17 protein-coding genes and 2 pseudogenes are annotated in these 16,950 nt (G+C 56.6%); 7 read left to right on the forward strand and 12 right to left on the reverse strand.

The features are described 5' to 3' along the window. Positions 1-158 precede the first annotated feature (158 nt). The 4 genes and pseudogenes from AC2FI8_RS23785 to AC2FI8_RS23800 form a co-directional block, all read right to left on the reverse strand. Positions 159-419 (reverse strand): hypothetical protein, encoded by a 261-nt coding sequence (locus AC2FI8_RS23785; RefSeq protein ID WP_496781162.1) that lies wholly within the window; start codon positions 417-419, stop codon positions 159-161. A gap of 306 nt (positions 420-725) precedes the next feature. Then, the gene (locus AC2FI8_RS23790) at positions 726-905 is read right to left on the reverse strand and encodes a hypothetical protein (protein ID WP_496768955.1); all 180 of its coding nucleotides are present in this window, start codon (positions 903-905) and stop codon (positions 726-728) included. Beyond that, positions 875-1,024 (reverse strand): annotated as a pseudogene (locus AC2FI8_RS23795) (transposase); the annotation flags it as partial. The pseudogene AC2FI8_RS23795 and the gene AC2FI8_RS23790, both read right to left, overlap by 31 nt. A 130-nt stretch (positions 1,025-1,154) precedes the next feature. Then, complete coding sequence (locus tag AC2FI8_RS23800; protein ID WP_496768928.1) at positions 1,155-1,847, reverse strand: GntR family transcriptional regulator; 693 nt, start codon at positions 1,845-1,847, stop codon at positions 1,155-1,157. Here AC2FI8_RS23800 and AC2FI8_RS23805 point away from each other — a divergent pair. The 3 genes from AC2FI8_RS23805 to AC2FI8_RS23815 all read left to right on the forward strand — a co-directional run bounded on the left by AC2FI8_RS23805 (position 1,836) and on the right by AC2FI8_RS23815 (position 4,668). Beyond that, the gene (locus AC2FI8_RS23805) at positions 1,836-3,158 is read left to right on the forward strand and encodes a TAXI family TRAP transporter solute-binding subunit (RefSeq protein WP_496781163.1); all 1,323 of its coding nucleotides are present in this window, start codon (positions 1,836-1,838) and stop codon (positions 3,156-3,158) included. The genes AC2FI8_RS23800 and AC2FI8_RS23805 overlap by 12 nt on opposite strands. Positions 3,159-3,230: 72 nt before the next feature. Beyond that, positions 3,231-4,172, forward strand: a complete 942-nt coding sequence (locus tag AC2FI8_RS23810; RefSeq protein WP_496768926.1) for a D-amino acid aminotransferase — start codon at positions 3,231-3,233, stop codon at positions 4,170-4,172. 61 nt (positions 4,173-4,233) lie between these two features. Then, positions 4,234-4,668, forward strand: a complete 435-nt coding sequence (locus tag AC2FI8_RS23815) for a hypothetical protein (RefSeq protein WP_496781164.1) — start codon at positions 4,234-4,236, stop codon at positions 4,666-4,668. Positions 4,669-4,811: 143 nt separating this feature from the next. On the opposite strand, the gene gph is transcribed toward AC2FI8_RS23815, so the two are convergent. Next, complete coding sequence (gene gph / locus AC2FI8_RS23820) at positions 4,812-5,471, reverse strand: phosphoglycolate phosphatase (protein ID WP_496768922.1); 660 nt, start codon at positions 5,469-5,471, stop codon at positions 4,812-4,814. Between the two features lie 225 nt (positions 5,472-5,696). Here gph and hemP point away from each other — a divergent pair, with 225 nt between their 5' ends. Beyond that, positions 5,697-5,864 (forward strand): hemin uptake protein HemP, encoded by a 168-nt coding sequence (gene hemP, locus AC2FI8_RS23825; protein ID WP_081894606.1) that lies wholly within the window; start codon positions 5,697-5,699, stop codon positions 5,862-5,864. Continuing rightward, entirely contained in the window at positions 5,861-6,337 is a 477-nt protein-coding gene (locus tag AC2FI8_RS23830) for a hypothetical protein (RefSeq protein ID WP_496768920.1), read from the forward strand. Before hemP ends, AC2FI8_RS23830 begins: the two co-directional genes overlap by 4 nt. A 50-nt stretch (positions 6,338-6,387) precedes the next feature. Here AC2FI8_RS23830 and AC2FI8_RS23835 read toward each other — a convergent pair whose 3' ends face one another. The 7 genes and pseudogenes from AC2FI8_RS23835 to AC2FI8_RS23865 form a co-directional block, all read right to left on the reverse strand. Next, the gene (locus AC2FI8_RS23835; RefSeq protein ID WP_496768918.1) at positions 6,388-9,453 is read right to left on the reverse strand and encodes an aminotransferase class III-fold pyridoxal phosphate-dependent enzyme; all 3,066 of its coding nucleotides are present in this window, start codon (positions 9,451-9,453) and stop codon (positions 6,388-6,390) included. Between the two features lie 15 nt (positions 9,454-9,468). After that, positions 9,469-10,344, reverse strand: a pseudogene (locus AC2FI8_RS23840) (NAD(P)-dependent oxidoreductase); the annotation flags it as partial. A gap of 94 nt (positions 10,345-10,438) precedes the next feature. Further along, the gene (cueR, locus tag AC2FI8_RS23845; RefSeq protein WP_496725353.1) at positions 10,439-10,828 is read right to left on the reverse strand and encodes a Cu(I)-responsive transcriptional regulator; all 390 of its coding nucleotides are present in this window, start codon (positions 10,826-10,828) and stop codon (positions 10,439-10,441) included. Further along, positions 10,825-13,305, reverse strand: coding sequence for a heavy metal translocating P-type ATPase (locus tag AC2FI8_RS23850; protein WP_496781165.1), 2,481 nt, complete (start codon positions 13,303-13,305; stop codon positions 10,825-10,827). The genes cueR and AC2FI8_RS23850 overlap by 4 nt, the downstream gene beginning before the upstream one ends. A gap of 102 nt (positions 13,306-13,407) precedes the next feature. After that, the gene (locus AC2FI8_RS23855) at positions 13,408-13,569 is read right to left on the reverse strand and encodes a hypothetical protein (RefSeq protein ID WP_496781166.1); all 162 of its coding nucleotides are present in this window, start codon (positions 13,567-13,569) and stop codon (positions 13,408-13,410) included. Positions 13,570-13,611: 42 nt separating this feature from the next. Next, positions 13,612-14,232 (reverse strand): pyridoxamine 5'-phosphate oxidase family protein, encoded by a 621-nt coding sequence (locus AC2FI8_RS23860; RefSeq protein ID WP_496725359.1) that lies wholly within the window; start codon positions 14,230-14,232, stop codon positions 13,612-13,614. An 11-nt stretch (positions 14,233-14,243) separates the two neighbouring features. After that, the gene (locus AC2FI8_RS23865) at positions 14,244-14,708 is read right to left on the reverse strand and encodes a nuclear transport factor 2 family protein (protein WP_496781167.1); all 465 of its coding nucleotides are present in this window, start codon (positions 14,706-14,708) and stop codon (positions 14,244-14,246) included. Between the two features lie 300 nt (positions 14,709-15,008). On the opposite strand from AC2FI8_RS23865, the gene AC2FI8_RS23870 reads away from it, so the two are divergent. After that, positions 15,009-15,572: a TetR/AcrR family transcriptional regulator gene (locus AC2FI8_RS23870; RefSeq protein WP_496781168.1), complete on the forward strand. Its 564-nt coding sequence runs from the start codon at positions 15,009-15,011 to the stop codon at positions 15,570-15,572. A 126-nt stretch (positions 15,573-15,698) separates the two neighbouring features. Next, positions 15,699-16,856, forward strand: coding sequence for an acyl-CoA dehydrogenase family protein (locus tag AC2FI8_RS23875; protein ID WP_108859173.1), 1,158 nt, complete (start codon positions 15,699-15,701; stop codon positions 16,854-16,856). Positions 16,857-16,950: the final 94 nt, after the last annotated feature.

Raw genomic sequence — 16,950 nt, forward strand, 5'->3', positions numbered from 1 at the left:
CTTCGGTCTCTTGTTTGCCATTCGTGGTCCTCCGTTTCCTAAACATAACGGTGGACCAGTTCAGTGGGGGAGGCTCACCAGATCGCACAGGTTCAGCCGAAAATCCTTGGCTTCCCAACCGTCGGCAAAAGTTCCGCGAATGTCATAGATGCAGGTCGTCAACCGATCAGCAATATCAACATCAATTTCGTATCCTGGTGCGAGGTAAACACCAGCCAGGAGATTTTCTCCCAATCGCCGGATGACGCTGGAGAGACATTGAATTCGACAAGATCAGAGCTGCTTTCATTGTAGAGGAGGAATGCGAAGTCCTCCGCTACCGCAGGGGAATAGGCCGCTGTGGCGACTGCAACCAGCGCCGCCAGGATAGGTTTTTTATCTGATAGATCCTTCTGTAAGAGATAATTTTCGTCGACCAACTACTTGAACGAGATGTGAGTGACGGCACGGCGGTTCTGAAGTAAACCAGCCTGCATCGCGTAGCGCAGCCAATAAGAAGCTTTATTCCTTACCTCACCATAGGACGCGCAGACCAGCGGTTGCACCGATGCCGCAGTTGCCGCTTGTCTCGATGGACTGGCGGTAAGACACTTCTCCAAAAAGGGCGCTTCCGTTGGTCCAATCCAGAGCTCTGCCATAACCGATTTCAGCCCAGTTTCTGTCACCGCGCGAGGACAGTTCCGCACCGGAAACGGTGACGTTGGATACACTTGAGAGGTCATGGATTAAGTTTTGAAGTTGTAGTTGGCGATATAGCGCTCCCGCATGTCGATGGCCCCCCAATCGACCAGTGTCGCCTCTCGAAGGCGAACCCCCGTGTCAATCAGGTAAATGAACAGGTCGTAGGCCTTTGACCGTGCTGAGGCGTCGGGATATACAGCGTCTTTGGCGGCCCATATTCGCAAGGGGCATCAGACCAGCGCAACCCATTGCGATTGATGAAAATAATGCCGCTCAACACACGCCGATCATCAACCCTCGGCTTGCCATGGCTCTTTAGAAGGTAAGGCCGAAGACGCTCCATCTGTTCGTCTGTCACTCAGAATAGATTGCTCATGATATACCCCTGAAACAATGGGGCTTTACGCACGCAGCCGAGTTAGTGGCAACATATTCAATGGGTCCAGAACTAATTTGAGTTTATCATCTTCCGTTCACACGCGTTTTTTTTGAGCGTTTCTTTCATTCAGAAATTTCATCGTGTTTTTTAACCCTTGCCGCATGTGGTCTTCAAGGTGATCCAACATGGCATCCAAGCTGTTCCCTTGGGCAAGGTGGAGGTATTTGTCGTGGGAATCCCGGAGTGGACCGCCGCGCCCGTGCGCTTTTTGGTGCATAGCAAAGTAGAACTGGAGGTTAGGTTTTAGGCGCTCCCAGCTTTGCAGTAGAAGGTTATGCCCCGAAAGTTCATAGCACCATGAGTGAAGGTGCATTTCAGCCATGATCGCGCCGTAGGGATCGTTGTCCGAGATGCAGTCGCATAGCCTGTCGTTGCGCATTTGCAGGTCGGCGAGGCTCATGAGGTCACGTTTGTCCCAACAGAATTGAAACGCCATCTTCTCGAGTCCCGTTCGGAACGAATAGATTTCGTCCAGATCAATCGGATCCAGCGTACGAAGGAAAGTTCCGCGATAAGGAATGTAAACAAGAAGCCCAATCTCACTCAATTGAACCATCGCTTCGCGCAATGTAGCGCGGCTGACATCCAACTGAGCGGCGACCTGGGTTTCAAGCAGTTTTGCCCCGGGCTCCAGATCTCCGGTCAAGATTAACTTCTGCAGGCGCTCCAGCGTTCTGTCTTTCAGTGTATCGCCGGATTTCTCTGCGGATGCTGTTTGTCGTGTCATGTCGATCCCGTTGATAGAACACCCTGTGAATGGAAAGCGAGATTACTTCGTGAAGCCAGGATAGCCAGAAAATTAACCGCAGCTGAACTTCCATTTTCGGTAGGGTGTTCAACTGCAGCGACCTCATTTCAAGGTAGCCAACATTTGGAAGATTGTCGACAATTACTAGAATTGTCGACAATTGTAAAAACACGTAGTATCGTCGTATCAGGTGGGGATTCGAAAAGCTCCGAACCTTGGCTGCGACGACGAACCCATCGGCAAGAGATGATCACACGGTCTGGAACCGGAGTGACGCAACAGGTGAAAAGGGAGTTATACATGTTGTCGACCGGCATCCTCAAAAAGAGAATACATACCGGGCTTGCAGCGTTTGGCGCGGCCGCGCTTCTGGCCGGTGCCCCGGCTAAAGCGGAAGAGTTTCTGACAATCGGTACTGGCGGTGTCACCGGCATTTACTATGCCGTTGGCGGCGGCATTTGTCGGCTGGTCAATCAGAAACGCAAGGAACATGGCATTCGCTGCTCGGTCGAGAGCACGGGTGGTTCAGTTTACAACCTGCGCACTATGCGCGAGGGTGAGTTGGAAATGGGAATTGTCCAGTCCGACTGGCAGTTCCACGCCCTGAACGGGACCAGCCTGTTCGAAGAAGACGGGCCAGATTCCGAACTCCGCAGCTTGTTTTCGCTGCATCCTGATACGGTCATTATCGCCGCTCGCAAAGACACCGGCATTGAGTCCCTGGACGATCTCGGCGGTCGGACCATCAATTTGGGCAATCCTGGCTCCGGCACACGCGGCACCGCTGAAGTTCTCGTGGACGCTATGGGCTGGGACATGGATCACTTTGGACTGGTGACCGAACTGAAATCAGCAGAACAATCTTCGGCCTTGTGCGATAATACCATTGAAGCGTTTTTGATGGTCGCGGGTAACCCGGTGGCAAACGTTTTGGAAGCTGCCACAACATGCGATATCAACATCATTCCTGTTGACGGCGATGCAGTACAGACGCTGGTTGAGAGTAAGCCCTACTATGGGAACGTAACCATACCAGGCGGTCTTTACCGAGGCGTAGATGGAGATGTTCCGTCCTTTGGTCTTCCGTCCACTTTCGTGACCTCCTCAAATGTACCGGAAGAAACCGTGTATGTGATGGTCAAGGCGGTTTTTGACAACTTTGATGCCTTCAAGTCATTTCACCCGGCTTTTGCCAACCTCAAGAAAGAGGAAATGGTGATAAATGGGTTATCCGCACCAATGCATCCCGGCGCCGAGCGCTATTTCCGCGAAGTCGGGCTTCTTAACTAAACAAACAACCGAGGTGGCGGTTGCCGCCGCCTCTGCACCCTTTCAACAAAACGCCCACCTACGAGAAACAATATGAGCGAGCAAAGCCTGAGCCATTCCACTCACGACGCGCAGGAAGACGCGCGCAATCAAGACATTAAGATCTTTCTCAACGGAAAGATCGTGCCGCGAGGCGAGGCGGTGGTGTCCGTCTATGACTCTGGCTTCATGCTGGGCGATGGCATGTGGGAAGGGCTGAGGCTCTATAATGGCACGTGGGCGTTCTTCGACGAACACATGGACCGGTTTTTCAATAGCTGCAAAGCCGTTTCGATCGATGTTGGCATGACCAAGGACGAGGTCCTGCAAGCGCTGAATGAGACCGCTAAGGCCAACGGTATGACAACGGACGCGCATTGCCGGTTCATGGTGACACGCGGGCCAAAGGACAAGCCGTTTCAGCACCCCGGGTTATCTCGATCCGGACCTACGGTGGTTGCGATCATGGAACATTCGAAACCGGCAGACAGCCTAATGAACAAGGGCATTCGCCTGGCCACCGTGCCTCAGGTGCGCGGCCTGCCGATGAGCCAGGATGCTAAGTATAACAGTCACTCGAAACTGAACTGCGTTATCGCATGTCTGCAGGCTGAACAGGCTGGCGCGGATGAGGCCCTCATGCTGGATCCACTTGGGTTTGTGAACACCACAAATGCCTGCAACTTCTTCATTGTACGCCGCGGTGAGGTTTGGACCTCCACTGGAGACTACTGCATGAACGGGGTCACTCGCCAAAAGGTCATAGACCTGTGTAGGGCCAACGACATCCCGGTGTTCGAGAAGAATTACTCGCTTTATGAAGCGTATGGAGCCGACGAGGCCTTTTTGACGGGCACTTTCGGTGCGCAAACACCTGTCGCTTCAATTGACGGGAAAACGATCGGAGAACATGAAGGTGCTGGCCCGATGACACGTCGCCTACGCGAGCTCTACAAGGATCTCGTGAAACGAAGCACCCTGAAGGTTGCGAGTTGAGTTCATGGTAAAGATCGCGGCTTGCGCCTGAACCAACTGGCAGGCGCCCGAACGAGGCTCTTTGACGTTCAAAATCAAAAATCGCCGCAGCCATATGGATCGCAAGACAAACCTTGCACGGCCTGGTCTGAACTGGGCCGAAGCCAGCAGCGTTGATGGCGAGCAATTCAAGCTTGAAGCATTCTGTCGGCTCGCAATCTCACCGGACCCGAAGAACACACCGTTTTTTCAGTTCATCGAAAACCCATTGTTGAATTCGGCGCAATCCAGCGTCACCCTGATCGGCCTGCGGACGAGGATTGTTTTCCAAGGAAGGCCTGTCCAATTTTTCTTGGCAGGCGGCGCATGGAGTAGAGTTTTCGCCGCCCAGATGGATGATTCTTGGGTTCAGACGCGTGCCAAAATGTGCATTTTCGGTTATTTGGCATTTTTTGTCATAAAAATGAATGAAAATTCAATTAGTTATCTTCGCCTACGGGAAACCCCCAATTTCTGAATACAGGTCGATTCGTTAGGGTTAATGCATCCAAAGAATTACTGCGGACAATACCACTTTTCCCCGATGAGGGGCTGGCTACTTACCCCCTCGGCCGGCCCCTCAACCGCCTTCCCAAATCCCCCTGCCAGCAAACTTTTCCCCTATCCCTGCAATGCCTCCAGGACGAGTGCGGGTAGTTTGTGCGCGTCATCATAGCTGAACCTGTGTGGGATCTCTTCCACCGGAGTTTTTCGGTAGCCTTCCGAAAACAAAAGAAAGGGCACGTTTGCACGACGCGCAGTTTCGGCATCCACTTCGCTGTCTCCGACATAGAGCCGGGGTCCGGCGCTGGCGACCGCGTTGAAACTTGCCTCAAGGTGCGCGGGGTCTGGTTTGCGAACAGGCAGTGTATCGCCGCCAAACACTGTATCGAAGTGATGTGCCAGATCCAGTGCGTCCAGGATATGACGGGCGGGTGCCTCAGGTTTATTCGTGCATACGCCCAGAACGCAGCCCATTTTGCGCAGTTGCGCCAGCGCCTGTGGGACGCCCGCGTAGGGAATTGTTTTGTCGCTGGAGGCGGCAGAGTAGTGGGCCAGCGTCAGTTTGGTCAATTCGCCGTGGCGCTCTATCGGCAGGTCGTGATGGTGGATCATGCGTTCGACCAGTTTTGGCAGACCGTTGCCCACAAATTGCTTGATCGTGCTTTCCGGCAACGGGGCGACGCCAATATCCAGCAATGTCCGGTTGGCGGCCGCTGCAATGTCCGGAAGGCTGTCTACCAGTGTTCCATCCAGGTCGAACATGATTGTTGCGGTCATCGGTTTCCCCGTCGGTTAATGCGTGTGAGCCAGACCTAACCTGCATGAAATCTTTGCGCAATCACCCCACATTCGCGGTTTCCATCGAATAGGGTTGACATACCTGACTAAATTAATCAGATTAACGGAAAGACCCCCTCAGCCAACCCAGTTCGGGTCAGCCATATTGTTGAAAGCGCGAACAAATTAAGGCCCTTCGCCCGAGAACCTACTGGAGTTGTCCTGATGAATGTGCAGACCCCGAATCCCAGCCAGTCCTATGCGGTGTCCATGCTTCCGGCACATAAGGCCGAAGATCTGACCAAGGGTGGCAACCTGGCCCATATCGAACTGGGCGATCAACTTTATACCTTGCGTATCACACGCGCCGGCAAGCTGATCCTGACGAAATGAGCACGCATTCCTCTCGCGGTGGCGCTGCGGTTGGGCGTCTGTCCGACCTTAGCCCAATCGAAGCCGGTGCTGTGATGTATCTGCGATTATGGAGCGAAAGTCCCGAGGCCCGTGCGGATGCTGCAAGCGATTTCGAAATTGCGCTTGGCCTGGATCAGGGGCGGGCTGCAGTGATGACGCTAGATCGTCTGTGCGGGCTGTGTGCCCACCACAGCCGCCGTCCCTTGGTACGGCATGGGCTTGGCTGTTCCTGCCTTGGTGCAGACGAAAACTGTTTTGCCCAGATGATCGCTGCCGCTTCGGAAGGTGCGCGTGAAGACGCGATGATGATGGCAACGCTGATCGTACGACCAGACTTTGCCCCGGCACTGGCGTCACTGTCCGAAGAGATGGGTATGGTGCTGCGCCGGATGACCGCGTCAATACCCCTGCCGACGACAGGGCATAAATCCCCCTCGGCCATGCTGCACTAAGCGGCTGGCGACTTCAAAACCCCGGCCTGTCAGAGCCGGGGTTTTTTGTTTCAGCAACACCCACAGCCCGCGTGGTGGTGGTCATGATCGCAGACCGAGGTGGGGGCGTAATCGCCGACCTCGGATAGGACCTTGCGTAATGCCCATAGGATCATGTCGACATCTTCAGCCTCAATCGTCAAAGGCGGGCGAATTTTCAGGATGTTGTCCTTGGGTCCTTCGCTGCCGATCAGGATACGGTGATCGCGCATCCGGTTTTTGACATAATTGCAGATTTCGGTGCCTTCGGATCCGTCCGGATTGATCAGTTCTACGCCCAGAAACAAGCCCATACCGCGCACGTCACCGACACAGCCGAAATCAGCCTCAATCTGTCGGAGCCCATCCATCAGGCGCGTGCCCATGTCACGGGCATTGTCCTGCAGCCCCTCGTCATCGACAATGTCCAGCACCTCCTTGCCGGTCCGGCAGGACAGGGTAGAGCCGCCAAAAGTCGAAAAGAACTCGATCCCGTTGTTGAAGCTGTCTGCGATGGCTTTGGTCGTGACCAGTACGCCCAGCGGATGGCCGTTGCCGATGGGTTTCCCCATAACAACGATATCCGGCAGCGCGCCCTGGTGTTCAAAGCCGAAATAGTAGTCGCCAAGGCGGCCAAGGCCCGTCTGCACCTCGTCAGCAATGCAAACACCTCCTGCTGCACGGATTTTTTCGTAGACGGCTGACAGGTACCCCTTGGGTGGAATGATCTGGCCGCCGACCGAGGGGAAGGTCTCGGCGATGAAGCCAGCCAACCCCTGGCCTTTGGCCTGCAACGCGGCAATAGCCGGATCAACCAGATCGGCAAACTTCTGTGACCGATCGGGATCGTCGCGTCCGAACGAGCCACGATAGTCATCAGCCACCTCGACCAGCTCGACCCAATCGGCCTGGCCAATGCCGCCGGGTTTGTTGAACTTGTAGGCAGAGACCGCCACTGCCGCGTTGGTATTACCGTGATAGCCATGATCCGGCGTCACGATCCCTTTGGCCCCGGTATGCGCCCGTGCCAGTCGTAGGGCCAACTCGTTGGCTTCCGTGCCTGAGTTTACGAAGAAGCAGACTTCGAAATGGTCGGGCAGCTTGGACAGAATCTTGTCGGCAAACGCAGTCTGAGCGGGGTGCAGGTAGCGGGTGTTCGAATTCATCCGCTTAAGCTGGTCGGCTGCCACGGCCTGAATGCGCGGGTGTGCATGACCCACATGAGGGACGTTGTTATAGGCATCCAGATAGGGGCGGCCCCATTCGTCGAACAGATGATGCTTCCACCCGCGCACCAGCATGACCGGATCATCGTAGGTCAGGGACAGGTTGCCACCGAAATGGTCATGCCGCCCTTGCAGGATCGCTTGCTTGTCGGTCGGGCGATAGAACACCTTGTCGTCCGGCAGATTCAACAACGCTGCCGGATTTGGACAGACGGCGTGCCACAGCTCCATTTCGTCAGGATCACCAACGCCGGGCCAGTCGTTTTGCATGCCATTGGTTGTCAGGGCCAGTTGAAAGTGCACATGCGGAGCCCAGCCGCCGTTTTGCGTAGCATCCCCCAATCGCGCAAAAGCCGCGCCCTGCGCCACAGGATCGCCCGGTTTCAGTCGGTCGCAGACTTCGGGGTCGAGATGACCGTAGAGTGTATAGAACGGATCGCCCTCGGGTGTTTCATGATGCAGGATCACGACGCCGCCATAGTCCAGATGCGCGTCACGGTTTTCGACCGCTTCGACCCGACCGCTCATCGGGGAATTCAACACGGTTCCGGCTGGGGCGAACACATCCACCGCCAAATGCACTGTCCGTCGGTCAGAGGCTTTCCACGGCCCTTTGCGGAACGCTGGCTCGGCATAGATCAGGCGCGGTTCGTTGTAGTAGCCCAGCCAGAGCCCCTCACCGAATTCCTCACCGACACGCGCGGCTTCATCCAGAGGCATGTGGAACGGGTTCTGGGGCCAAGTTGAATTCTCGACCGAAAGCGATCCCATCGGAACATCGCTCAGGTCCTGTTCGAACATCTGCGCGAATTGACCGCGATGTTCGGACAGATAGGCGTGGATACGTTCGGCCCCGTCGGTTACCGGCAACCCGCAGGCGGCGCGCAGCCGGGCGAGCATCAAGCCGCCATTCACCCTGTCGTTTTCCAAAAACCGCCAAGCGGGGGCCTGACTGATGGTCACATAAGGGTCGTCCGGATTGTCCGCCGCCATCAGGGTCGAATTTACCACGGACACGGCCAGCCGCATCCGCAGCAGCGGCCAGATCAAATCGACCTCGTCAGCACGCAGACGATTGGCGGCGTGATAGCCGCGGACCAACGCCGTCAATGCCGGCTCGGGTTTTGGGTGGTCCAGGACGATATACGCCCCGGCTATCGCCAGATCGCAAATACGCGGTGCGGCGCACATGTCGCCCAGGTCGATCAAGCCAGAGACGGTTTGCCGCTGACCCAGTTCACCGTCGACCAATATATTGTAGTCGTTGGCATCATTGTGGATCGCTTGCTTCGGCAGGCCCGCCAGAGAGCCCGAGATCGCATCGAATTCAACGCAAATCTCTGACAACATTGCCTGCCGCGCAGGGTCGGCAATGGCATCCAACTTGTCCGAAATCCAGCCCGCCTGTGTCAGGTCCCATTTGAAATCCGCGCGGTGTAGCCCGTCGTGAGTAAACCGTTCCAGTGCCCGGTCGGTTGCGCCTAGAACGCGGCCCAGTTTCAGGATCAGTTCCTCGGATTTCGGCGCAGCCTTGGCATAGCATTGGCCGGGCAGGCATTCGAGCAACCAAACCAGTCGCGGCTGCCCATCCTGATCAGAGATTTCCGGAAGTAGCGCGCCGCTGACATCAGGGTGCACATCGGGGAAGGGCAAGCCCGGAGCCTCGACAGCGATGTGTTTCAGCGCCTTGATCTGCAGATCAATGAACTCTGCCTCGCAATCCGCACGCATGACTTTCAGCACATAGTCCAGACCATTGGTGGCCCTGACCAGAAAGTTGAGGTCATATTCGCCGTCCAGCCGGTTCAGTTTGGCCTCAAGCCCCCAATGGATGCGCAGGGCGTGGGTCCAGAATTCGGTCAACTCGGTCATCAGTGCGACGGTCCTTTAATCCAGCGCGCGCAGGCGTTTGATCAGCGAGGATGTGTCCCAGCGTCCGCCGCCCAGTTTCTGAACGTCCTTGTAAAACTGATCGACCAGAGCGGTCACAGGCAGCGAAGCCCCTGTTTCATTGGCCGTATCCAGACAGATTCCAAGATCCTTGCGCATCCAGTCCACGGCAAACCCATGGTCGAAATGATCATCCAGCATCGTCTCGTACCGGTTCGCCATCTGCCAACTGCCTGCCGCGCCCTGACTGATAACTTCAACGACCGCGCGGCCATCAAGGCCCGCCTTCTCGGCAAAGTGCAGTGCTTCGCTGAGGCCCTGCACCAGACCGGCAATAGCGATCTGGTTGCACATCTTGGTCATCTGACCTGCGCCGCTGTCGCCGATGCGACGGCAAATCTTGGAATAGACCTGCATGATCGGTTCCGCCGCGTCATACGCCGCCTTATCCCCGCCGCACATGATCGACAGAACCGCGTTTTCTGCCCCTGCCTGACCGCCCGAGATCGGAGCGTCCACAAAAGCGATACCTTGTGTTTGTCCAGCTTGGTACAGCTCGCGCGTCACCATGGCGGAAACAGTGGTGTGATCGACAAAGATCGCGCCGTCGGACATGCCGCTGAATGCGCCGTCTTCACCTGTGCAGACCATCCGCAGGTCGTCGTCATTACCAACGCAGGCCATGACAAATTCCGCATCCTGAGCGGCCTCGCGCGGTGTGGCCGCCATTGCGCCGCCATGTTGGGCGACCCAGGCCTCTGCCTTGGCGGCGGTGCGATTATACACGGTGACTTCATGCCCGGCGGCCTGCAAGTGACCGGCCATGGGATAGCCCATGACACCTAGACCCAGAAACGCGACTTTTGCCATTTGGAGATCCTCTCTGCTGTCCGGTGTCCGTCTTTTTCAGCGGGCCGGATTGTTCAGCAGAGACAAAGCAAAGCTGAGTCCAAAGGGCAACCCCGCGTCACGATTTGCCGCCCAAATCCTGCAGGATCGGGCAATCGGGCCGATCGTCGCCTGCGCAAGCGTCGATCAGATGGCTGAGAGTGTCCCGCATGGCTTCCAGATCCGCGATCTTTGCTTCGATCTGGACCATATGCGCGCGCGCGACTTTTTTGACATCGGCACTGGCACGGGTTTCATCCTCATAAAGCGCCATCAATGTGCGGCAATCCTCGATCGTGAAACCCAAGGCGCGGGCGCGGCCCAAAAAAGTCAGTTTGTGCACGTCCTGACTGCGAAATCTGCGGTATCCGTTGTCATCGCGTAGCGGTTTCACCAAACCGATATCTTCATAGTACCGAATTGTTTTTGCGGGCAGACCTGTCTGGTTTGAAACATCGCCGATATTCATGAGGTCACCGTTTGTGTTGAATGGTCTTGCGGGGCGTCAGGCAGGCTGGCGCGGACGCGTCGCAGGCGCAGCGCATTCGAGACGACAAAGACGCTGGACAATGCCATGGCCCCTGCGGCAAGGGCCGGGGACAGAAGGTGGCCGCCAAACGGGTAAAGAACTCCCGCAGCAACCGGGATAAGCAGGATGTTGTAACCAAACGCCCAACTGAGGTTCTGCTTGATGTTGCGCATGGTTCTGCGGCTGATCTCGACCGCGTTTGCGACACCGCGCAGATCACCCGACATCAGCACCACATCCGCAGTTTCAATCGCTACATCGGTGCCGGTTCCGATGGCGATTCCGATATCCGCCGAAGCCAACGCCGGGGCATCGTTGATGCCATCCCCGACAAAGGCCAGTGCGCCGAACGTGTCGCGCAGAGTATTGATCGCGGCAAGCTTACCATCGGGCAGCACTTCGGCCGTGACATGATCTATGCCCAGCTTGTCCGCCAGCGCCTGCGCCGTCCGGGCGTTGTCGCCTGTCACCATCGCCAAAGTTAGCCCCATTTCGTGCAACCGCCCAAGCGCCTGCACAGTGCCGGGCTTGATCGGGTCCGCGACCGCAAGCATTGCAGCGGCCTGACCGTCGATGGCTACAAACAAAGGGGTTGCGCCTTCTTCGGCGCGCTGGTTGGCCTCGGCCATCAGGTCTCTAACGGTTATGTCGTTCTGCTCCATCAATCTGGCCGAACCGATCAGCAGCTTATGCCCCTCGACCACAGCCCGAACACCCAGCCCTGTGAGCGAGTCAAATTCGGATACCTCAGGCAATTCAGATGGTCCGGCACGAGTGATGGCAGTGGCAACGGGATGCTCTGACCGTGCCTCTACGGCGGCCGCCAAACGCAGAACACTGTCGCGGTCAACGCCGTTTGCGGTCGTAACGCTCTCCAGTTCCGGCCGGCCCAGCGTGAGTGTCCCGGTCTTGTCCAGCGCGACCACCTTGGCTTGCTGCAACTGCTGCAACGCATCGCCTTTGCGGAACAGCACGCCCAATTCTGCCGCGCGGCCGGTGCCGACCATGATTGAGGTTGGTGTCGCAAGGCCCATGGCGCAGGGGCAGGCGATAATCAGAACCGAGACGCCGGCGACCAGCGCCAAAGGCAAAGCCGGTTCCGGGCCGACGAACAACCAAATGGCGATCGTCAGCAGCGCCACGGCCATCACAATGGGCACAAATCGCGCAGTAATACGGTCGACCAGCCCTTGGATCGGTAGCTTCGCCCCCTGCGCCTGTTCGACCATGTGGATGACCTGCGCCAGCACCGTGTCGGCAACAACGCGCGTCGCGCGTACCCGCAGCGCTCCGGTGCCATTCACCGTACCGCCAACGACCTGATCCGATGGCGACTTGCCCACCGGCACCGGTTCGCCGGTGATCATGCTTTCATCCACATAAGAGGTGCCGTCCAGAACCTCGGCATCCACGGGAACCCGTTCGCCCGGGCGGATCTGCAGGGTATCGCCTACTGTTATGTCAGCGATGGGGCGATCAATGAAATTTCCGTCCTGTTCGACCCGCGCTGTTTTGGGCTGCAGCCCAACCAGCTTGCGGATCGCGGCCCCGGTCCTGCCTTTGGCGCGCGCTTCCATGACCCGGCCCAGCAGTATGAGAACCACGATGACAGAGGCGGCCTCGAAATACACATTGGCGCTACCCTGCGGCAGGATCTGCGGGGCGAAGGTTGCGGTGACGGAAAACAAATAGGCGGCCCCCGTTCCTAAGGCGACCAGCGCGTTCATATCGGGCGATCCGCGCATCAGTGACGGAATACCCTTGGCGTAGAACACGCGCCCGGGGCCAATCAGTATGGCCGAGGTCAGTGCGAACTGGATGAGGTGGCTGGTTTGCGTGCCGATTGTGGCCTGGACCCAATGGTGGAAGGCCGGGATCATATGCCCGCCCATTTCCAGAATGAATACAGGCAGTGCCAATACCGCTGCGAAGATCGTCGTGCGGGTCAGCGCATGCGCTTCGTCGGATTTCGTGTGGTCTGTTTGGTCAGCCGTCATGCTGTCTGCCGCGCGCGCAGGGTATCCCGCTGCCTCAGACAAACTGGCCAGCTTTTGCGGGTCGGTGGCCCCGTCGATAAACGTGACCACAGCGGTTTCGGTCGCAAGATTGACTTGTGCGTCGACGACCGCAGGATCAGCGGTCAGCGCGTTCTCGATCTTTGCCACGCACGAGGCGCAGGTCATCCCGCCAATTTTCAGGGTCGTCTGCTTGCTGGCCGCCGGGTACCCGGCATTGCTCAGGGCGTCAGTCAGTGCGTTGATCGGCCCGGTATGTGTGACCTGCGCCGTTTCGGTCGCAAAGTTGACCGAGGCATCGGTCACTTCTGGCACCGATTGTAACGCGGCTTCTACACGCCCCACGCAGGAGGCGCAGGACATGCCCGAGATTTTGAGTTGTGTTGTTTGCGGTGTAGCCATGTGACTCGTCCCGATGTCTGATCTGCCCTCCAAATGGGGGTTCCAGTCACGGGAAGGTCAAGGGGTATCGCGGATTTTCTTTTTGCAACCCGCGCGTCGGCGTCACCTGTTCGCAAACATTTCTAGCAAGAGAGAGTTGTAGGTATCCGGCGGCGGCGATCTGACGCCCTCGGGGGAGGCGAAGAACGCAAGCGACACTGCGGCCGTGGTCAGCGCGATGCCTACAAGAATGAAACCGGCCATATTCAATGAAAATCGCGACATGGGTAAAGTCCTGGTTCGAGAGGTTCATCAGGCGCTGTTGGGTCAGGGCCGTTTTGCCAGCTCTTGCTTCAACCTGTCGTTTTCGGCCTGAAGTTGCGCCAATTGCTGCCCTAGCGAGTTCAGATGTGGACGAAGCTCCGCCTCGGTAAAGCGGGGCGTGATGTGGCGCGGGCAGTTCCAGTCCAGCGCTTCGACCCGGATGATGACGGCGCGTTCAGCCGGGGCATCGGCACCGTCAGGATAAAGGCTGGTTGAGGCATCTTCGCCCTCGGTGAACGCGACCCGGCCAAGAATTTTCAGTCGCCGCCGATTGGCGTAATCCATCAGGATCATTGCAATCCGGTCATTACCATCCAGGTTACCACGCGAGATATACTGTTTGTTGCCCGAAAAGTCGGCATAACCGATTGTCTGCGGTCCCAGAACTTTGAGAAACCCGGTCGGTCCGCCACGGTATTGCACATATGGCCAACCCGTTTCGGACACGGTGGATTGATAGAACCCATCCCGCGCTTCGATAAAGGCCTTTTCAGGCTCGCCGATTTCGTGGCCTTGCTGCGGGCCACTTTCGATGAATTTGGCATAGGTCTTGGCAGATCCCATCCGTTCCTGATGGGCGCGGACGGCAGGTGTGAAGGTCAGTTCGGAAAAGGCGCGAGGCATGAGATTTCCTTTCAAAGTCCCAGGTCGGACAGACCGGGGTGATCGTCGGGACGGGGGCCTTGCCGCCAGAAAAACAGACGTTCGGCTTCCGCAATCGGCAGGTCGTTCAGCGACGCGTGCCGTTCGGCCATTCGACCATCTTCGGCAAATCGCCAGTTTTCGTTGCCATAAGACCGGAACCACTGGCCGCTGTCGTCACGCCATTCATAAGCATAACGAACCGCAATGCGGTCACCGGAAAAGGCCCACAGCTCTTTTATCAACCGATAGTCCAGTTCCTTGTGCCACTTGCGTGTCAGAAAGGCATGGATGTCTGCATGGCCGCTTAGGAATTCTGCCCGATTTCTCCACTGGCTGTCTTCGGTATAGGCCGGGGTCACGACATCCGCATCACGGCTGTTCCAGGCGTTTTCCGCCAATCGCACTTTTTGCGTTGCGGTTTCCAGGGTGAACGGGGGCAGAGGAGGACGGGTCATTTGTAGGTCTTTCAGGTCAGAGAAGCTGCCAATAAGGCGATGGTCAAAAGAAGGGGGATGTACTGGTGCGAGAGTGGTCTGGTGCGGGGTCTCATATGTTCGTTCCTGAGTTTACTGATCGGTACACTGTGTCTTGAATGTGTACAGATCGGTAACCTTTTTCAAGTGTTGAGTTGGTTTTTTTGAACCCACATTTTCGTCTCCTAAGGGGAGCAAGTGAAAACAGCAGGTTAGGCTGTGTCTGTTGCAGCCATCGCTGCGGTGCATTATGTACCGATCAGTACATACAGGAGCTGACAGATGCGCCCGAACAAACGTGACGAGCTGATCCGCAAGGCATTGCAGGTCTTCTATCGTGACGGATTTCACGTCACCGGCATGGACAAGTTAGTGGTCGAGACGGGCGTGTCGAAAACGTCGATGTACAAACATTTCCGTACCAAGGAAGAGCTGATCCTGGCGGCTTTACGGTTGCGGGATGAGAACTTTCGCAAATGGTTCCTGCAACGGGTAGATGAGCTAGCCGATACACCGGCCGAACGGCTGATCGCCAGTTTCGATGTGCTGGGCGAATGGTTCCTGGAGGACAGCTTTCGCGGATGCATGTTCATCAAAGCGGGCGCAGAGTATCAGGAGCAAGATCACTCGATCCATGTACAGGCAGCAGAACACAAGCATCTGATGCTCGAGTTTCTCACCGATTTGGCCCGAAAAGCAGGCGCACGTGATCCCGATGCATTGGGATGCCAGCTGCTGCTCTTGCAAGAGGGCGCAATCGTCACGGCCGTCCTAGTAAAAAGCTGCGATCCTGCGCGAGATGCAAAGGCAGCGGCACAGGTTCTGCTGGATAATGCCCTGGCTTGACCGGGTTTAAACCTGTGAACGTAAGGTCTTGTGCGAAAAAGACGTTGCGTAGCAATCCGGTGGATGGGTTGGTTTGCGCGGTGCCCAACGCTACCCTGATCGAAATTCGATTTGGGAGAAGCCTACATGTCGCTATTCAAGCCAACCGCCAACTGGGTCACTGACGAACATCAGATGTTTGCCGAAATGGCAAACCGGTTCATGGACGACGAACTTGTGCCCAACATCGAACGTTGGAACCAAAACGGCATGGTCGATCGCGAATTCTGGAACAAGGCCGGGGATATGGGTCTGATGGCCGGCGCTATTGCTGAGGAGTATGGTGGCGTTGGCGGCGGGATTGGGTTCGACGCTGTCACGATGTACGGGCAAGCCGCACGCGGTGACTCGGGTTGGGGCTTTGGAATTCAGTCGATTGTTGTCCATTACCTGAACGCCTATGGCAGCGAGGATCAAAAACACAAATGGCTGCCCCGTCTGGCGTCCGGTGAAATGGTTGGCGCTTTGGCTATGACCGAGCCGGGAACAGGTTCGGACGTTCAGTCCGTTCGCACCACCGCAGACAAGGACGGAAATTCCTATCGCCTGAACGGATCCAAGATCTTTATAACCAACGGACAATCCGCCGATTTGATCCTGGTGGCTGCAAAGACGGATAAATCGCAAGGGTCCAAGGGCGTATCGCTGATCGCAGTAGAAACCGAAGGCGCAGAAGGATTTCGCCGGGGCCGTAACCTCAAGAAATTGGGGATGAAGGCCAACGATACTGCCGAGCTGTTCTTTGAAGACGTCAAGGTTCCGATGACGAACCTGATCGGACCAGAAGAAGGCCAGGGCTTCTATCAGATGATGAAGCAACTGCCATGGGAACGCCTGACAATCGGCATCATGGCGCTGGGCGCGATCGACTTCGCAATTGCCGAAACTGTACGCTATACGCAGGAACGCAAGGCCTTTGGCCAACGCGTTATGGACTTTCAGAACACGCGTTTCAAACTGGCTGAGTGCAAAACCAAAGCCGAAGTTCTGCGCAGTTTCGTCAATGACTGCATTGCGCAGCTTGAGGCTGGTACTTTGGATGCGGCGACGGCTTCTATGGTGAAATACTGGGGTTCTGAAGTGCAGAACGAGATCATGCACGAATGCCTGCAGTTGTTCGGTGGTTACGGGTTCATGATGGAATACCCGATTGCCCGGCTTTATGCGGATGCGCGGGTGCAGATGATCTATGGCGGCACCAATGAGATCATGAAAGAACTGATCGCCCGCTCGCTGGATAAGTAACGCACCCAAAGGGCTCCCGCCTGTCGTCAACGTTTTTGGAAAACGTCTTCTCCGGTTGGGCCGGGCAGGTGCGGGCGATCAGTTCTTTCATGAT

Source organism: Ruegeria sp. CDSB029, assembly GCF_059611125.1.